This window comes from Sphingomonas floccifaciens (genome assembly GCF_042681125.1).
In the GTDB taxonomy this organism is placed as follows: Bacteria; Pseudomonadota; Alphaproteobacteria; order Sphingomonadales; family Sphingomonadaceae; genus Sphingomonas; species Sphingomonas floccifaciens.
On sequence record NZ_JBHUFC010000018.1, the window covers coordinates 1 to 17308 of the forward strand.

General features: G+C 66.1%; 17 protein-coding genes and 1 pseudogene. 7 read left to right on the plus strand and 11 right to left on the minus strand.

What is annotated here, in order from left to right; all coding sequences use genetic code 11:
• Window positions 1-168: 168 nt before the first annotated feature.
• The 9 genes from arsH to ACFSC3_RS17280 all read right to left on the minus strand — a co-directional run bounded on the left by arsH (window position 169) and on the right by ACFSC3_RS17280 (window position 5615).
• Window positions 169-924 (minus strand): arsenical resistance protein ArsH, encoded by a 756-nt coding sequence (gene arsH, locus ACFSC3_RS17240; RefSeq protein ID WP_380941554.1) that lies wholly within the window; start codon window positions 922-924, stop codon window positions 169-171.
• Complete coding sequence (arsN2, locus tag ACFSC3_RS17245) at window positions 924-1361, minus strand: arsenic resistance N-acetyltransferase ArsN2 (RefSeq protein ID WP_188659482.1); 438 nt, start codon at window positions 1359-1361, stop codon at window positions 924-926. Before arsN2 ends, arsH begins: the two co-directional genes overlap by 1 nt.
• Complete coding sequence (locus ACFSC3_RS17250; protein WP_188659483.1) at window positions 1358-1684, minus strand: YnfA family protein; 327 nt, start codon at window positions 1682-1684, stop codon at window positions 1358-1360. The genes arsN2 and ACFSC3_RS17250 overlap by 4 nt, the downstream gene beginning before the upstream one ends.
• Window positions 1684-2763: an ACR3 family arsenite efflux transporter gene (gene arsB, locus ACFSC3_RS17255; protein WP_380941555.1), complete on the minus strand. Its 1080-nt coding sequence runs from the start codon at window positions 2761-2763 to the stop codon at window positions 1684-1686. Before arsB ends, ACFSC3_RS17250 begins: the two co-directional genes overlap by 1 nt.
• Window positions 2764-2767: 4 nt before the next feature.
• Window positions 2768-3208, minus strand: a complete 441-nt coding sequence (gene arsC / locus ACFSC3_RS17260) for an arsenate reductase (glutaredoxin) (RefSeq protein ID WP_380941556.1) — start codon at window positions 3206-3208, stop codon at window positions 2768-2770.
• Window positions 3209-3237: 29 nt separating this feature from the next.
• Window positions 3238-3744: an arsenate reductase ArsC gene (locus tag ACFSC3_RS17265; RefSeq protein ID WP_188659486.1), complete on the minus strand. Its 507-nt coding sequence runs from the start codon at window positions 3742-3744 to the stop codon at window positions 3238-3240.
• Window positions 3741-4097, minus strand: a complete 357-nt coding sequence (locus tag ACFSC3_RS17270; RefSeq protein ID WP_380941557.1) for an ArsR/SmtB family transcription factor — start codon at window positions 4095-4097, stop codon at window positions 3741-3743. The genes ACFSC3_RS17265 and ACFSC3_RS17270 overlap by 4 nt, the downstream gene beginning before the upstream one ends.
• A gap of 52 nt (window positions 4098-4149) precedes the next feature.
• Window positions 4150-4530 (minus strand): hypothetical protein, encoded by a 381-nt coding sequence (locus ACFSC3_RS17275; RefSeq protein ID WP_188659488.1) that lies wholly within the window; start codon window positions 4528-4530, stop codon window positions 4150-4152.
• Between the two features lie 680 nt (window positions 4531-5210).
• The gene (locus tag ACFSC3_RS17280) at window positions 5211-5615 is read right to left on the minus strand and encodes a MerR family transcriptional regulator (RefSeq protein WP_188659489.1); all 405 of its coding nucleotides are present in this window, start codon (window positions 5613-5615) and stop codon (window positions 5211-5213) included.
• A gap of 61 nt (window positions 5616-5676) precedes the next feature.
• Here ACFSC3_RS17280 and ACFSC3_RS17285 point away from each other — a divergent pair, with 61 nt between their 5' ends.
• Genes ACFSC3_RS17285 through ACFSC3_RS17295 form a run of 3 tightly spaced genes read left to right on the plus strand, consistent with a single transcriptional unit; the run spans window position 5677 to window position 6564 of the window.
• Window positions 5677-6093, plus strand: a complete 417-nt coding sequence (locus ACFSC3_RS17285) for a mercuric transporter MerT family protein (protein WP_188660023.1) — start codon at window positions 5677-5679, stop codon at window positions 6091-6093.
• Window positions 6093-6317, plus strand: coding sequence for a GDCCVxC domain-containing (seleno)protein (locus tag ACFSC3_RS17290; RefSeq protein ID WP_308419350.1), 225 nt, complete (start codon window positions 6093-6095; stop codon window positions 6315-6317). The genes ACFSC3_RS17285 and ACFSC3_RS17290 overlap by 1 nt, the downstream gene beginning before the upstream one ends.
• A 22-nt stretch (window positions 6318-6339) precedes the next feature.
• Window positions 6340-6564, plus strand: a complete 225-nt coding sequence (locus ACFSC3_RS17295; protein WP_229664639.1) for a Tn3 family transposase — start codon at window positions 6340-6342, stop codon at window positions 6562-6564.
• A gap of 84 nt (window positions 6565-6648) precedes the next feature.
• On the opposite strand, the pseudogene ACFSC3_RS17300 reads toward ACFSC3_RS17295, so the two are convergent.
• Both ACFSC3_RS17300 and ACFSC3_RS17305 read right to left on the minus strand, forming a co-directional pair.
• A pseudogene (locus ACFSC3_RS17300) lies at window positions 6649-7023 on the minus strand (MerR family transcriptional regulator); the annotation flags it as partial.
• The gene (locus ACFSC3_RS17305; protein ID WP_380941558.1) at window positions 7020-9485 is read right to left on the minus strand and encodes a heavy metal translocating P-type ATPase; all 2466 of its coding nucleotides are present in this window, start codon (window positions 9483-9485) and stop codon (window positions 7020-7022) included. The pseudogene ACFSC3_RS17300 and the gene ACFSC3_RS17305, both read right to left, overlap by 4 nt.
• Before the next feature lie 1014 nt (window positions 9486-10499).
• Between ACFSC3_RS17305 and ACFSC3_RS17310 the strand changes: the two genes are divergently transcribed.
• From ACFSC3_RS17310 to ACFSC3_RS17325, 4 genes are all read left to right on the plus strand, one after another.
• Window positions 10500-10853 carry a hypothetical protein gene (locus ACFSC3_RS17310; RefSeq protein WP_380941559.1) on the plus strand — a complete coding sequence of 118 codons (354 nt, stop codon included), beginning with the start codon at window positions 10500-10502 and terminating at the stop codon, window positions 10851-10853.
• A gap of 494 nt (window positions 10854-11347) precedes the next feature.
• On the plus strand, window positions 11348-12604 hold the full coding sequence (locus ACFSC3_RS17315; protein ID WP_188659492.1) for a TolC family protein: 1257 nt from the start codon (window positions 11348-11350) through the stop codon (window positions 12602-12604).
• Window positions 12601-14079 (plus strand): efflux RND transporter periplasmic adaptor subunit, encoded by a 1479-nt coding sequence (locus ACFSC3_RS17320; RefSeq protein WP_380941560.1) that lies wholly within the window; start codon window positions 12601-12603, stop codon window positions 14077-14079. Before ACFSC3_RS17315 ends, ACFSC3_RS17320 begins: the two co-directional genes overlap by 4 nt.
• Window positions 14076-17279 (plus strand): efflux RND transporter permease subunit, encoded by a 3204-nt coding sequence (locus tag ACFSC3_RS17325; RefSeq protein ID WP_380941561.1) that lies wholly within the window; start codon window positions 14076-14078, stop codon window positions 17277-17279. The genes ACFSC3_RS17320 and ACFSC3_RS17325 overlap by 4 nt, the downstream gene beginning before the upstream one ends.
• Window positions 17280-17308: the final 29 nt, after the last annotated feature.

Sequence of the window (17308 nt, forward strand, 5' to 3'; positions counted from 1 at the left end):
CGACCCGCTGGCACTGTGTGCCTCTTCTATCTAGCGGAGCAGTGTCATTTCTACTTAGCGCCTACAATCTGCCAGTCCGATAACATAGATTATGTAAAATACGAGCCTGTTTTGCTCGACCTGGCTCGATGTCGGCAGAGCCGGGAGCGGGGCAATGACCGGCCTGCCCTATTGGCGAGCGCAGCCTTGGCCCAGCGCAATGGCCGATAGATCAACGGCGGGATCGACAGGCCGGTTCGCTTCCTTCCGCTCCGAATAGCGATCCACGAGCTGGCCGGCATGGGGGCGCAGCAGCACCGTGAACCGCACCAGCTCCTCCATCACGTCCACGATCCGATCGTAATAGCTGGACGGCTTCATGCGCCCGGCTTCATCGAACTCGTTGAACGCCTTGGCGACGCTCGACTGGTTCGGGATCGTGAACATTCGCATCCAGCGGCCGAGGACGCGCAACGTGTTGACGCTGTTGAACGACTGCGACCCGGCCGACACCTGCATGACGGCGAGCGTGCGGCCTTGCGTCGGGCGCATCCCGCCCATCGAGAGCGGCAGATGGTCGATTTGCGTTTTCATGATTCCGGTGACTTGCCCGTGGCGTTCCGGCGAACACCACACATGCCCTTCCGACCACATCGACAGCTCACGCAGTTCGTGGACGGCGGGATGATCGTCGCCGGCGACCTGATCGGGCAGCGGCAGCGCCGAGGGATCATAGATGCGCGTCTCGCACCCGAAGAATTGCAACAGCCGCGCCGCTTCCTCGACACACAGCCGCGAGAACGACCGCTCGCGCAGGCTCCCGTAGAGCAGCAGGATACGAGGCGGGGGATCACCCGCGCCCAGGCCGAGGGCGGGGCGGTCGATCGCATAGCGCCGATCGAGCGCGGGCAGGCTGTCGGGATCGGGAAGCTGGCGCAGCGGCATCAGAGGGCTTTCACGAGATAGGCGGCCGAGGCGGGACAGAGCGCGGTGAACTCGCGCGAGCTGGCGACCGACGCAGGAGCCGCGGCGCGGTCGGCCGCGGCGTAGCCATTGGCGGCGAAGAACGGCGCGGCCGTGTTGGTGAGGAGGTTAAGGCGGGCAACGCCCAGCTCCCGCGCGCGGGCTTCGAGCGCGGTCAGCATGGCGCGGCCGAGCCCGTCGCCGCGCCGATCGGCGACGACCACGACCGAGCGGAGCAGGCGATCGGCTCCTTCGCCTTCGAGTCCGCCATAGCCGACCAGGCCCGCGCCGTCATCAAACCGGAAGAAGGCGCGGCCGGGTTCGGCCAGATCGGCGACGGGCAGGTCCGAGGCGGCGAGCGCGTTGCGCAGCTCGCCCATGTCGTTTGCATCGAGCCGGTGGACGCGCAATCCCGTCATGCGGCGCGCGGCCCGAGCAGAATGACGCAGGTGCCGACAAGGCAGAGTGCGGCACCGCCCAAATCCCAACGATCAGGCCGTACCCCCTCGACCGCCCACAGCCACAGCAGCGAAGCGCAGATGTAGATGCCGCCATAAGCGGCATAGGCGCGACCGGCCGCAGCGGCATCGACCCGCGTGAGCAGCCAAGCGAACAGGATCAGCGACGCGATGCCCGGCCCCAGCCATACTGGCGACTTGCCGAGCCGCAGCCACGCCCAGAAGGCGAAGCAGCCCGCTATCTCGGCGAGCGCGGCCCCCACATAGACCAGCGCCGTCAGCATCAGGCGGCAGCACCCCGCTCGTACCACCCCCGCGACCGCTTCACGATCGAGACGACCAAGAGCATCACCGGCACCTCGACCAGCACGCCCACCACCGTCGCCAGCGCCGCGCCCGAGTTGAGGCCGAACAGCGAGATCGCGGCGGCGACCGCCAGCTCGAAGAAGTTGGACGCGCCGATCAGCGCGGCTGGGGCGGCGACGCACCATGCGACCCCGAACCGGCGCGACAGCCAATAGGCGAGGCCGGCGTTGAAATAGACTTGGATGAGGATGGGCACGGCGAGCAGCGCGATCACCAGCGGGCGGGCCAGTATCTGTTCGCCCTGGAATCCGAACAGCAGCACCAGCGTCGCCAAGAGCGCCACCAACGACACCGGCCCAAGGCGTGCGAGCAGCCGGTCGAGCGCGGGTTGCCCCCCGCTCGCCAGCAGCCCGCGCCGGATCACCTGCGCGACGATCACCGGCACGACGATGTAGAGGGCGACCGAGATCAGCAGCGTGTCCCACGGCACCGTGATCGCCGCGACGCCGAGCAGCAGCGCGACGAGCGGCGTGAACAGGAACACCATCAGCACGTCGTTCAGCGCGACTTGCGACAGAGTATAGGTAGGCTCGCCGTCGCAAAGGTTCGACCACACGAACACCATCGCCGTGCAGGGCGCGGCGGCGAGCAGGATCAGCCCGGCAATGTAGGACGGGCCTTGCCCGGCCGGCAGCAACGGCGCGAACAGCCAGCCGATGAAGAAGGTGCCGAGCGCCGCCATCGAGAACGGCTTGACCGCCCAGTTGATGAACAGCGTGACGCCCACCCCTTTCCAATGCTGGCGCACGCTACCGAGCGAGCCGAAGTCGATCTTGAGCAGCATCGGGATAATCATCAGCCAGATCAGCACGGCGACGACCAGGTTGACCCGCGCGACCTCGGCCGCAGCGATCGTGGCGAACACGCCGGGCATCAGCGACCCCAGCCCGATGCCGGCGACGATGCAGAGCGCCACCCAAACGGACAGATACCGCTCGAACGTGCCGATGCCGGGGCGCGCCGGCGCGGGGCCGGCGACGGGGGCGACGGTGGACATGGGCTTATCTTTCGCGGTCGGCGACGCGCGCGCCGTGTTCATCCACGACCCGCTCGCCATCTTCCTTGGCGAACGCCCCGAGCTGGGGGCGCGGCAGAATGTCTAGGACGACTTCCGAGGGGCGGCAGAGGCGCACGCCCAGCGGGGTTTCGACGAACGGCCGGTTGATGAGGATCAAATGCTTCATCATCGCGTCGAGAAGCGCGTCGTCGCCGAACACGGGGTCTTCGTCCGCCAGACCCTCGTAGATCGTGCCTTTCCGGCGCAGCGCGTCGCGCGGGGCGAGGCCCGCCGATGCGATCAGCGACGCGAGCTTTTCTCGCGCGGGCGGCGTTTTCAGATACTCGATCACGACCGGCTCGATACCGGCGTTGCGGATCAGGCCCAGCGTGTTGCGCGACGTGCCGCAGTCCGGGTTGTGGTAGATGACGACTTCGGCGTCCACGGTTCCAGCCTTTCTTTGCGCGCGACGGATCAGGCCGGCGCGTCCGCTTCTTCGTGAATGGCTTGCAGGCGACGGCGCAGCTCCGGCGCGTCCAGCTCGCGCACGGGCAGCTCGACCAGGCGCGCGATCCGACGTTCAAGCGCGTCGTGGGTCGCCTCGAAGGCGCGATCCACGGCCGCGTCGTCGCCAGTGACAGCGGCCGGATCGGGCAAGCCCCAATGCGCCGTCGCCGGACGGCCGGGCCACACCGGGCAGACCTCGCCAGCCGCATTGTCGCAAACGGTGATCGTCACATCGAGTTGCGGCGCGTCCGGCCCGGCGAACTCGTCCCAGCTTTTGGAACGCAAGCCCTCGGTCGGATAGCGGTAGCGCGCGAGCAGCCGCAGCGCGCCCGGATGGACCTCGCCCTTGGGGAACGAGCCGGCCGAGAAGCCGCGAAAGCGCCCCTCTCCCAATCGGTTCACGATCACTTCGCCCAGGATCGAGCGGGCGGAGTTGCCGGTGCAGAGCACCAGCACGTTGATCGGGCCAGTCATGCGGTGCCTTCCAGATCGCAGCGGCTCCGCAGCACGACGTCGGCGAGCGCCGCGCAGACCTCGGGATGGCCGCCGCAGCAGTCCTTCATCAGATATTCGAGCAGCTCGGTCATATGCCCGTAGCGGGCCGAGTAGATCACCGAGCGGCCTTCCCGCCGGTTCTCGATCAGACCGGCGTGCGAAAGGATCGTGAGGTTGGCCGACAGGGTGTTGGGCGGCGTGTCGAGGCGGCGCGCAATCTCCCCGGCTGCGATGCCCTCGCGGCCGGCCTGAACCAGCATGCGAAACACCGACAGCCGCCCCTCATGGGCGAGCGCGGACAGGGCGGTGACGGCTTGCTTCATTTCCATCATTCGCCTGTAGCGGAAACGTCGCAGCCGACCAACGGCAGGAACATCGCGGGCATCAGAGATCGCGGCGCTTTATATCGAACTGCCCCGACCCGCCTGCCGCGACGGCTTGTTCGCACCAGCCCTTGCTCACGGTCGGCAGAGGGCAAGCGTAGAGCCCGCCGCGCATCCTGATCGTCAGGGGACGATCGGGCGCAGCCTGATAGGAACATTGACCGCCGCGTGCGTCGAGTTGCGTGAGGCGCTGCCATCCCTTCTTGCCGCCCCTCACCTCCCTGGAGACGGTTGCGCCCTTGCGGTCCTGGAGTTGGCAGGTGACAGCCCAAGCACCATCGCCCTTCGCTTCCACGATCATCACATCGTCGGTCGGTGTCCATTGCGCCAGCGCGGGCACAGCAGTCAGCACGATCGTCGCAGCGGCAATCCAGCTTTTCATTGCGGTATCCCCTGACCTACGAGCGCAGAACGCGACTCGCTTCCTCGTTTCCACGATACCAGAAACGGCGAGATTGAGAAGGGGATGCTATCCTGCAAGAGGGTCAAAACGGATCGGGGCTGTTGAAAAAGGCGGTCGGCGCTAATCCCGTGCCGCGTTAGATCGGGAAGTGGGATCGCCGGATGAGAGCGGCGCAAGCGTGTCAGGATGACTAATTTGCCCCTCTCCGCAAATGAGGCCATGTTTTCACCCACCCCGGCCGTGAAGGTCTTCCAACACCGCGTTCCTGACGAAGCCATCGCCGATCTGTCCAGCGGGCAAGTTCAATAAGCGGATCAGCACCGGCCTCGAGGCGGCTTGCGCCAAGGGCGGCCCGGTGGCGACCGTCAAATCGCAATGACGCCAGACATCCTCGAAACCGCACGCAAGCTGCTCGTCGCCGTAGTCAGTCCGGCCAAGGTCGCGAATCTGCTGCAGGTCAGGCGCTCTACCTTCTACCGGCATTTGTCGGGAGCGAACGCGAGGCAGCGTGATCCGGTGGCGCCAAAGCAGGAGGGTCAGTACGGCCGCTCCCGCAGGCCGTGCCCGTCATGGCGCCGCTCCTTCACGTCCGGGAGTGGGACACAGGGGTGAGGCCGACGTGTCGGCTGCTTTTCAACAGTCCCGGCCGATTTCGAAACCTATGCAGTCGCGTGTTGGTCAAGCAAGTCGATCACGGCGCAACTCACCGTTCCGTCACCCTCGCAACGATCGATGGTAATGGCAAGCAGGCTTTCGAGCTGCGCCAGATCCGCCATCTTGCCGCGAACCCGCTCCAAGTGGAAAGCCGCAATCTGGCGAACATCACTGCATGACGCCTGCGCCGGCCCGCCAAGTGACAGGATCGCGCGCACCTCGGCCGGGTTGAAACCAAGCTCGCGCGCGCGACGGATAAACTGAAGGGCGCGAACGTGGTCGGCTCCGTAAATCCGCCGCCCGCCGCTCGTGCGGGGCGGTTTTTCGAGAACGCCGACGCGCTCGAAGTAGCGGATCGTCTCGATGTTCACGCCGGTCCGGCGCGATAGCTCGCCGATCGCAATGCCCATATTCCGCTTGCTCCTGTAGCCGCTACAGGTGGCATAGCGGGTATTCGGCCGGAGACGAATGATGAACGAACGAATTATTCTGCACGGGACCTCGAACGCACCGCCGCCGCCACGTCGCGCCGATGCAGGGTTGTCTACCTTCGGCGCGCTGGCAGGTTTCGGCGCGGTCCTAGCCGCCGCATCCTGCTGCATCCTGCCGCTCGCTCTCGCGGCGCTCGGTGTAGGAGCGGGCCTGTCCAGCAGCTTCACCGCGCTGATGCCGCTGCGCTGGCCGCTAACGGTGCTCTCGCTCCTCGGCCTGGGTGCCGGATGGTGGGCCTATGCACGGCGCCGAAGGGCTTGTGCTGCGGACCGGTCCTGCACGTTGCCGCTACCCTCCAGTACAACAGCGATCGTGCTCTCGATCGGCACGGCTCTAGCCCTGATCGCGTTGGTATGGGACCGCCTCGAAGCGCCCCTGATAAAGGCGCTTTCCTAATGCTGCTCATCTCCACTCTGACCTGCCCCAAGTGCGGCGGGGTCGCGACCGAGACGATGCCCACCAACGCCTGCCAGTTCTTCTATGACTGCCGGCATTGTGCGGCGGTGCTGCGGCCGCTGACTGGCGACTGCTGCGTATTTTGTTCCTACGCCGACGTTCCTTGCCCGCCGATACAAGACGCCCGAGAAGCCGGTTCGGACGCGAGCTGCTGCACGCGTTGAGGCGCGGTACCTCCGGGATGATCTGGTCACGGCAGCGGTCGCGCTATGTAACACCGTTGATCTCCACCGGGCCGTCCGGCACCTGCGGCCTCTGGACGTCGCTTTACCCGACGAGCTGCTTGCCCGCGTGGCCCTTCTTCGTTGGAACCATGCTGAACTGATCGGCGATTCTCTCTGGAGGAAGAGCGAGAAGCCGCTCGGACGTTTTAGGCCGCTTTGCACCATATCGACCGATCGCCGGGCTTAGCGTAACGTTTTCGCGCCAGCTCTCGTCGCTTGCGGTGTCGAACCGACTATGAAGATGATTATACGGACGGCCACCATCGGCTTCCAAGCGTTCGATAATCAAGCGATTGGGCCGATCGTCGCCGTGGCAGGCCCTCGCCAACTCGAGCAGCGAGCGGCGCACCGCATCGAGCGCGCGAACCTTACGGCCCAGTTCGACGGCCCGCGTTTCCGCAAGCGCCTTCACTTCGGCGCTCGACCGCTCGCGATCCGATCAAAGACCGAGCAACGCGCGAGTACATTCGATCGGGAGCCCAAGGTCGCGCGCGTTGGCGATGAAATGCAGCCCGTGAACATCGGTGTCGCTATAATCGCGGTAGTTCCCGCGCCGGGCCGGCGGCGGCACGAGCCCGATCTTCTCGTAATGTCGGATCATGCGTTGCGATACGCCGTTCGCGTTCGAGACCGCCCCGATGTTCATAGCTTCACCGCATTTAGCCGAAGCGCGTTGAGGACCACGGTGAACGACGAAAGCGCCATCGCCGCGCCCGCCAGCATCGGTGAGAGCAGGATACCCGCAACCGGGTAGAGCACCCCGGCCGCGACCGGGACGCCGATGCCGTTGAACAGGAATGAGAAGAACAGATTTTGACGGATGTTCCGCATGGTCGCGTGCGTCAGCTTCCGAGCGCGAACGATCGCCGACAGGTCGCCGCGGGTGAGCGTCATGCCAGCGCTTTCGATCGCCACGTCCGTTCCCGTGCCCATCGCCAGGCCCACGTCGGCAGCGGCGAGCGCCGGGGCATCGTTGATCCCGTCGCCGGCCATAGCGACCCCGACGCCCTTCGCTTTCAGCTCCGCCACGATCCGGGCCTTGTCCTCTGGCCGCAGATCGGCGCGAACATCGTCCAAGCCCCCCACGGCGCGCGCGACCGCATCAGCCGTCGTCGCGTTGTCGCCGGTGAGCATGACGACGCGCAGCTTTTCGCGCCGGAGCGTCGCAATGGCGTCGCGCGCGGTGGACCGCACCGGATCGGCTACCGCGAGCAGACCGGCGAGCGTGCCGTCGACCGCCACCAGCATGACGCCGGCCCCTTCGCGCCGGCGACGATCGGCCGAGGCTTCGATCGGCGCGGGATCGACCCCGACCCGTCGCATCTGCGCGGCGTTGCCGATCACGATCTGGCGGCCGTTCACGCTGGCGCTGACACCCAGACCGGTTTGCGAGGCGAAGTCCTCGACCCGGCCGAGCTGCACCCCCCTATCGCTCGCGCCGGTGACGATCGCGTGCGCGAGCGGGTGTTCCGATTGTGCCTCGACCGCGGCTGCGAGGGCCAGCAGCTCGCTTTCATCGGTGCCGTTGACCGCCTCGACCGCGACCAGCTTGGGCTTGCCTTCGGTGAGCGTGCCCGTCTTGTCGATGACCAGCGTATCGACCTTCTCGAAAGCCTGTAAAGCTTCCGCATTCTTGACCAGCACGCCGGCATGCGCGCCGCGGCCCGTCCCCACCATGATCGACATGGGCGTGGCGAGCCCGAGCGCGCAGGGGCAGGCGATCACGAGCACCGCGATTGCATTGAGGAGGGCATGGCCCAAGCGAGGTTCCGGCCCGACCAGCATCCACACAACGAAGGTGACGGCCGAGATCACCACCACCAGCGGCACGAACCAGCCCGAGACGCGATCGGCGACCGCTTGAATAGGCGCGCGGCTGCGCTGCGCTTCCGCGACCATGCGGACGATGCGCGCGAGCATCGTGTCGGAACCGACCGCGCGGGCTTCCATGACCAAGCTTCCCGTGCCGTTCACCGTGCCCCCCGTGACCGACGCGCCATCTTCCTTAAGGACCGGCGCGGGCTCCCCGGTGAGCATGGATTCATCGACCGAGGAGCGGCCCTCGACCACCACGCCGTCGACCGGCAGCGCTTCGCCAGGGCGGACGCGCAGCCGATCGCCCAAGGCCACATCGGCCAGCGAAACCTCTTCCTCTGAGCCGTCAGCCCTCAGCCGGCGCGCGGTTTTCGGCGCGAGGTCCATGAGCGCGCGGATTGCACGCCCCGTCGCGGCTCGCGCGCGCAGCTCCAGCACTTGCCCGAGCAGCACCAGCGTCACCACGACGCCGGCCGCCTCATAATAGACCGGCACCATTCCGCCATGCGCGCGGAAGGTGGCGGGGAAGATCCCCGGCGCGACCGTCGCGACCAGGCTGTATAGGAACGCCGCCCCCACCCCGATCGCGATCAGCGTGAACATATTGAGGTGGCGCGTGCGGATCGAGTTCCACCCCCTGACGAAGAACGGCCATCCCGCCCACAGTACGATCGGCGCGGTGAGCGCGAGCTGGACCCAGGGCGAAGCCGCGGGGCTGACGACGTGGAGCCCCAGCATTTCAGCGAACATCGAGACGACGAGCAGCGGGATCGTGAGCACGCCGGCCACCCACAGGCGGCGCGTGAAATCGATCATCTCAGGGTTGGGCGCATCATCGAGCGACGGTTCTTCCGGTTCGAGCGCCATGCCGCAGATCGGGCAGGTTCCCGGCCCTTCCTGGCGGATTTGCGGGTGCATGGGGCACGTCCACATCGCCCCTGGCGTCGCCATCGGCTCGGGACGCGGCTTATCGCTCAGATAGGCGTCCGGATTGCCGATGAACTTCGATCGGCACCCCGCGCTACAGAAATGATAGGAATTACCCGCGTACTCGGCATGGTGCGGCGTCGTCGCGGGGTCGACCGTTATGCCGCACACCGGGTCTGTCACCGGCGCCGCAGCGTCGCCGTGATGATGCCCGACGTGCCCGCCTAAATAGGCGTCGGGATCGACGGTGAACTTGGTCCGGCATCCAGCGCTGCAAAAATGGTAGGCGTGTCCGTCATGCTCGGCGTGGTGCGTCGTTTTCGCCGGATCGACCGTCATCCCACATACCGGGTCTTTGACCGTCACCGCAGCGTCCCCGGCCTTGCCTCCCGAGCAGCAGCCATGCGCCGCGGCGTGATCCTCGACCGGAACCGGTTCGGCCTTGGCCCTTCCCGAGCAGCATGAGGACGCTAACGAGCTGGCGCGATCGGCGGCGACTGGATCGGGCGTGCGCTTGCCGGAGCAGCCGCAACCGGTGCTTTGGGAGCGAGCGCGCGGGTCATTCATCGCAATGTCTCCTTCGCCCCGAAGGCATGTGGGGTCTGACACCGTGTCCGGGTCAAGGCCCAATCGCGCGAGCCAGTCCCTACTACTACGCGGCCGCGACGGTTTCGGTTTCTTCCTTCCCAAAGTCCAGGCACTGTTCATGCACGACATGCTAAGCGGCAATGGCGCGATCCCCGGGATCAGGTCAGTCGCCAATGACGGCGAGGTCGGCAATAGCCGGGCGCTAATAAATATTCGAATCCATAGAATGAGGCCCACCGCTGAATATCATGGACACGTGGCAGCTGTACGCTCTTGAACATACCGATATCATTAAGAAAGTGGTGTTCGGGATGGTGCACCCGGATAAGAGCGATTCATTTGCCTATTTATACGCAGCATCCGCCGCGAGCCGGCGAACAAGCTGACAGATGCACTCAAACAAAAGCCTCGAATGCATGCCGCCACCAATCCTCGCACGCTCCTGATAGCATCCTATCACACTCGTCCGTCTCCTATTGCTCCGAACCAGTTCGGGGTCCGCCTCCGCAGCGGCCGAGGTGCTTGGCCCAGTGATTGCCACGATATAGGGCATTTTCCCCTGACGCTGTTCGGGTTTGCGGTCGCGAGGGGCGATGTTCAAAAAAGCATCCAAACGGCTACTGACGAGCCGCCCGATGGCTGTCTTGCCGCTGCTTTGTACAGCCCTGACGACCTACATTCGTTGGGTCTGGGTTTGATCGCCGTGGAGCTTGTCAACCCAGCGGTAACGAAAGGCATCGGGCAAGGCGCGACTTGACTTTTCGGATTGTTGGCCGCAAACTACACCTTGTGGTGCGACTGTTCAGCCTTTTCCTGATCGCTTTAGCGGCGTTGGGCCTTTCGGGCCAATCGACGGCGATGGCCATGGCGCCATTGAGCATTACAGCTCCGCCCATGGCCGCCGTGACGGAGATGAACTGTTCGGAAATGCCTGAGGCGGGATCGCATGAAAAAGCGCCTTGCAAGGGCATGACGCCTCAGTGCATCGCACAGATGGGCTGCATGCCTCCTGCGGCGCTCGAGCCCGATTTGATTACTACGGGCAAACCCCGCCTGTATCGACCGCTTCATGCGCCGACTTCGGCTGCCCGGCTTTACGGTCGCTCCTATGGGCCGTTGCCGGAACCACCCAGCATCCTGATCTGACGCCCGAAATCCGTCTTTCGTGCCCGGTCCGAGGCCCGAAGACGCCTCGCTCAGATCAAGGATACGAATCATGTTTTCTCGTCACGTAGTTGGCGCGCTTGTCGCCATTGTCGCCGCTAGCGTTACCTCGACCGCCGCAAATGCGCAGGCTGCCCCCGGGCATTTCGAATGGCGTTCGACCCTACAGCCTGGACCCCGTGCGCCGCTGACGGCACCCCGGCGCGTTTGGGTTGAATCGGCGAACGCTCCCTCGACCGTCAGCCAGCCGGGAGCGAGACCGCTCGATTCGGCTAGCCCGTGCCCTCCCCCACCCAGGTCGTGAGCGCGCGCGGATTGTAGCACCGTACCGGCGGGACTTGTCCCGCCGGTATCAAGGCTCCTGCTTCCGCGAACCGGTCAAGCCGATCGCACGTCCGCACGACCTCACGTCGTTGCATCGCCGCATCTACAGCGAGCGCGGGGCGCGCCAGCGGCTCAAGAACAGGAATACCTGAATGCGACTACGCGTCATGAGAATCGGGAGACTCCACGCCGCCACAGGCGCCATGTTAGTCCTCGTTGCACAACCGGCGACGGCACAGCCTTTGACGCTCCAGCAAGCTCTTGAAAAGGCAAGGGCGAGCGAACCCGGGCTGGCGGGTCGCAATGCGCAGCTTCGCGCTGCGCGATCTGCCGCGGACGCGGCCGATGCTCTGCCCGATCCCAAGCTCGATCTCGCGCTGCAGAACGTGCCGGTCACGCGCGACGAGGCCTTCTCGCTCACGCGCGACTTCATGACGATGCGCTCGGTCGGGGTCACCCAGGATATCCCCAATCTCGCTAAGCGCCATGCGCGGCTTGGCAGAGCCCAGGCGGACATCGCCGCCGCACAGACGGCCGCGGCGGTGACGGCCAAGGACGTCCGGACGATGACGGCGCTGGCCTGGGTCGATCTCTATTTCGCGGAGCGACGCCTTGCCATCCTGGACCTGCTTGACCGGAGCATCGACGACATAGCGGGAACGGTCGCGGCGCGGGTGACCTCCGGCAGCGCCAGGCCCTCGCAGGGTCTCGAACCCAAGCAGCTCAAAGCCAATGTGGCCGATCGCCGCGACGAGCTCGCCGTCGAGATCGCAAGGGCGAAAGCCGAGCTTGGCCGGTGGACCGGGGACCCGGATCCAAGTGCGACCGGCGCCCCGCCCGAGTGGACCATCGATCCCGATCGTCTTGTGGCGCAGATCGACGGCCTGCCCGAGCTGCAAGCGCTGGACGCCGCGACGGCCCAGGCCGACGCCGACGTCCGCCTCGCACGCGCCGAAAAGCGGCCCGACTTTTCGGTGAGCTTGAGCTACGGCAATCGCGAGCCGAGCTTCTCCGATATGGTGTCGGTCGGGGTGTCGATCGGGCTGCCGCTCTTCGCCAAGCACCGACAAGACCCCATCATTGCTGCGCGCGCCGAGCAGGCCAACGCTGCGCGGCTCGCGCGAGCTGGCGCCGAGCGGGAGCTGCGCGCCAAGCTGCTGGGCGATCTCGCGGAGCATCGTGCCCACCATGAACGATACAAGCGCGCCAAGGACGTGCTCGTGCCGCTCGCAGTGGAACGCGCCAAGCTAGACCAGGCAAGCTACGCCGCCGGCCGGGTCGATCTCGGCACCGCACTGGGGATGACCGTCGCGGTCGCCGACGCCGAGATCGACGAGCTCGACCGCGAAGCCATGGTCGTGCGCGACGGCATCCGGATCAACCTGACCTACGGGAACACACCGCAATGACCCCGAACAAGAAGCGCCGCGCCGTCATCGGCGCCGGCATCGCCGCCGCCGTGCTCGCCGCGGGCGCTGGCGGGTATCTCGCGACACGTCCCGCTGACGAAGCGTCCGCCTCGGCGACGGGCGAGCGCAAGATCCTCTACTGGTATGATCCGATGGTCCCGGCCGAGCACCACGACGGCCCCGGTCTGTCGTCGATGGGGATGAAGCTCATCCCCAAATATGCCGACGAGGGCGGCGCTGTTGCGCCCGGCGTGTCGATCGACCCCGGCGCCGTTCAGAATCTCGGCGCCCGGATCGTCGAGGCGAAACTCGGCAGCCTGCCGGGTGGCCTCGTCGCCACCGGCACCGTCGACTACAACGAACGGAACATCGCCATCGTGCAGGCGCGCGCCGGCGGCTTCGTCCAACGCGTCTACGGTCTGGCCCCCAATGACATCGTGCGCGCCGGCGCGCCGATCGCTGACGTGCTCGTTCCCGAATGGGGCGGCGCCCAGCAGGAATTGCTGGCGCTCCAGCGCAGCGGCAACCCCGAACTGGCGCGGGCCGCACGCGAGCGGCTCGTCCTTCTCGGCATGGACCCGGGCGCGGTCGCGGCGGTAAGCCGGAGCGGACGGGTGCGCAACGTCACGACCATCCGGACCCCCGTCGGGGGTGCGGTGAAGACGTTGAACGTGCGACAGGGCATGACGTTGGCGGCGGGACAGACGCTCGCCGAAGTCAACGGGCTCGGCACCGTCTGGGTGAACGCCGCCGTTCCTGAGACGATGGCCGGTCAAATAAAGCTCGGCACACCGGCCGAGGTGACCCTGACCGCCTTTCCGGGAGAAACGCTGACCGGCAAGGTCACCGCGATCCTGCCGCAGGCGGACGTCGCGAGCCGCACGCTGACGGCCCGTATCGAAATCCCGAACCGGGGCGGCAGGCTGCGGCCCGGCATGTTCGCCAACGTCTCCTTCAACGCACAGCAGCAATCCGCGCTGCTCGTGCCGAGCGAAGCGGTCATCCGCACCGGCACCCGGACGCTTGTCATGCTGGCGCTTCCGAACGGTCGTTACCGTCCCGCCGAAGTGCGCGCCGGCCGCAGCGCCGGCGGTCAGACCGAGATTCTCGCCGGCCTCGCCGACGGCGAGAAGGTCGTTGAATCGGGCCAGTTCCTGATCGACTCCGAGGCCAACCTCGCCGGCGTCGAAGCGAGACCGATCGATCAAGCCAGCGCGATGACCCCGGACAAATCGGACGGGCGGCAAGGCAGATACCGGACCACCGGAACGATCCAAACGATCACGGCCGGAAGCGTAACGCTTCAGCACCAGGCGGTGCCGGCGCTGAAATGGCCGGCGATGACCATGACCTTCCGCGTCTCCTATCCCGCCATGCTGCGGGGGTTCAAGAAAGGCGACGAAGTCACCTTCTCCTTCGATCAGGAGGCGCAAGGTCCGGTGCTGCGCACGATTACGCGGAGTTCCGAACGATGATCGCGCGGATCATTCGCTGGTCAGTCGCCAACCGCTTCCTCGTACTGATCGGGGCCGCGCTGCTCGTCATCGCCGGGGTGTTCGCGATGCGGGCCACCCCGGTCGATGCGCTGCCTGACTTATCCGACGTGCAGGTGATCGTCCGCACCACCTATCCGGGCCAGGCACCGCAGATCGTCGAGGACCAGGTCACCTATCCGATCGCGACGACCATGTTGTCCGTGCCGGGCGCACGCACCGTGCGCGGCTATTCCTTCTTCGGCGACAGCTATGTCTACATCCTGTTCGAGGACGGCACCGATCTCTACTGGGCGCGCTCGCGCGTTCTCGAATATCTCAACCAGGCGCAGGCGAGCTTGCCCGACGGTGCGAAGAGCGCCCTAGGACCCGACGCGACCGGCGTCGGCTGGATCTACGAATATGCGCTCGTCGATCGAACGGGGCGGCACGATCTTGCCGAACTGCGCTCGCTCCAGGACTGGTTCCTCCGCTTCGAGCTGAAGACCGTTCCCGGCGTCGCCGAGGTCGCCAGCATCGGCGGCATGGTCAAGCAGTATCAGGTCCAGCTCGACCCCGTCAGGCTTGCGGGCTTCGGCATAACCTACCAGCAGGCGGTCGAGGCGATCCGGCGCGCCAACCAGGAGGCGGGTGGATCGGTCGTCGAAATGGCGGGCGCGGAATACATGGTTCGCGCGAGCGGCTACCTCGGCTCGCTCGACGATTTCCGCGCCATCCCGCTCAGAACGGCCGCCGGCGGCGTGCCGGTGACATTGGGCGACGTCGCCACCATCCAGCTCGGGCCGGAGATCCGGCGCGGCGTTGCCGAACTCAACGGCCAGGGAGAGGTCGCGGGCGGCGTCATCGTCCTGCGCTCCGGCAAGAACGCGCAAGCGACAATCGAGGCGGTCAAGGCGAAATTGCGCAACTTGAGGGCAAGCCTGCCGCCGGGCGTCGAGATCGTGCCGACCTACGATCGGTCGCAATTGATCGATCGTGCCGTCGAGAATGTCAGCGGCAAGCTGGTCGAGGAGTTCATCGTCGTGGCGCTCGTGTGCGGCCTCTTCCTCTGGCACGTGCGCTCAGCGCTGGTGGCGATCCTCACATTGCCGCTGGGCGTGTTCGCCGCGCTCATCGTGATGCGCGCGCAGGGGCTGAACGCCAACATCATGTCGCTCGGCGGAATCGCGATCGCGATCGGCGCGATGGTCGACGCCGCGATCGTGATGATCGAGAACGCGCACAAGCGCATCGAGCAGTGGGAGCATGGCCATGAAGGCGAGCGCCTGACTGGCCGCGAGCGGTGGAACGTCATCACCCAAGCCGCGGTGGAGGTCGGGCCTTCGCTGTTCCTGAGCCTCCTCATCATCGCGCTGTCGTTCATGCCTGTCTTCACGCTCGAGGCGCAGGAGGGACGGCTGTTCGCGCCGCTTGCGTTCACCAAGACCTATGCGATGGCGGCGGCGGCAATTCTCTCGATCACCTTGGTGCCGGTGCTGATGGGTTGGCTCATTCGGGGCCGCATCCCCGCCGAGCAGGACAACTTCATCAACCGTGCGCTGACCCGAGCCTACCGGCCGGCGCTCGATTGGGTGCTATCGCGGCCCAAGGCCACATTGGGGATCGCGCTGCTGGTGTTGCTGAGCGCCGCATGGCCGATAAGCCAGTTGGGCAGCGAGTTCATCCCGGCGATGGACGAGGGCGACCTCCTGTACATGCCGTCGGCCCTGCCCGGGCTCTCGGTCGACGAAGCATCGAAGCTGCTGCAACGCACCGACCGGCTAATCAAGACCGTGCCGGAGGTCGCGACCGTGTTCGGCAAAGCCGGTCGCGCCGAGTCCGCGACGGACCCCGCCCCGATCGAGATGTTCGAGACCACGATCCAGTTCAAGCCTCGCGATCAGTGGCGCAAGGGCATGACGCCGAATAAACTAACCGCGGAACTCGACCGCATTGTTCGCGTGCCGGGGCTGACCAACGTCTGGGTGCCGCCCATCCGCAACCGGCTCGACATGTTGGCGACCGGGATCAAGAGCCCGATCGGCGTGAAAGTCTCGGGCTCGGACCTGAAGGCGCTCGACCAGGTTGCTCGGCAGATCGAGACGGTGGCAAAGTCCGTAACTGGCGTCTCTTCCTCCTTCGCGGAGAGGCTCACCGGCGGTCGCTACATCAATGTCGAGATCGATCGGGCCGCCGCGGCCCGCTACGGGCTCAACATCGCCGATGTGCAGTCGATGGTTTCGGGCGCGATCGGCGGCGAGACGATCGGAACCACCGTCGAGGGACTGGCGCGCTATCCGATCAACGTCCGCTACCCACGCGGTATCAGAAGCAGCGTCGAGGACCTGCAAGCGCTGCCGGTCCTCACGCCGTCGGGCCAGCAGATCACGCTCGGCTCGGTGGCCAGGCTGGCGATCGCCGACGGCCCGCCAATGCTGAAATCCGAGAATGGCCGGCTTTCAACCTGGGTCTATATCGACGTGCGCGGGCGCGCGGTCGGTTCGGTCGTCGACGATCTCCGCAAGGCGGTCGCCGCCCAGGTGAAGGCGCCACCCGGCGTGTCGATCGCCTATGCCGGGCAGTTCGAGTATATGCAGCGTGCAGCTGAGCGGCTGAAGATCGTCGTTCCGGCAACGCTCATCATCATTTTCGCGCTGCTCTACGCGATTTTCCGGCGTCTTGACGAAGCGACGCTGATCATGGGAACGCTGCCCTTCGCGCTGACAGGCGGCGTCTGGCTGCTCTACCTGCTCGGATTCAATCAGTCGATCGCGACGGCGGTCGGGTTCATCGCGCTCGCCGGCGTGTCGGCTGAGTTCGGCGTGGTGATGCTGATATATCTCCGCGGCGCGCTCGCTGAACATGAGGCGCCAACCGGCGAGCAGGTTTTGGCCGCCATTCGCGAAGGCGCACTGTTGAGGGTGCGGCCCAAGGCCATGACGGTGGCCGTGATCATCGTCGGGCTCGTGCCGATCCTGATCGGTCATGGCGCAGGCTCGGAGGTGATGAGCCGGATCGCGGCACCGATGGTGGGCGGCATGATCTCCGCGCCCCTGTTGTCGATGTTCGTCCTGCCCGCTTCATACCTGCTGCTGCGCCGGAGAAAGCGTGTGTTCGACGTGCAAAGGAGCGATGTTGGCGAGGGATCGATCTCTCCGGCGCGTTGTCCGTCGTCAGAACATTCGGCACAACTCGCGGCGTAGATTAGCGGAGTGCGGACCTCGTCAGGGGG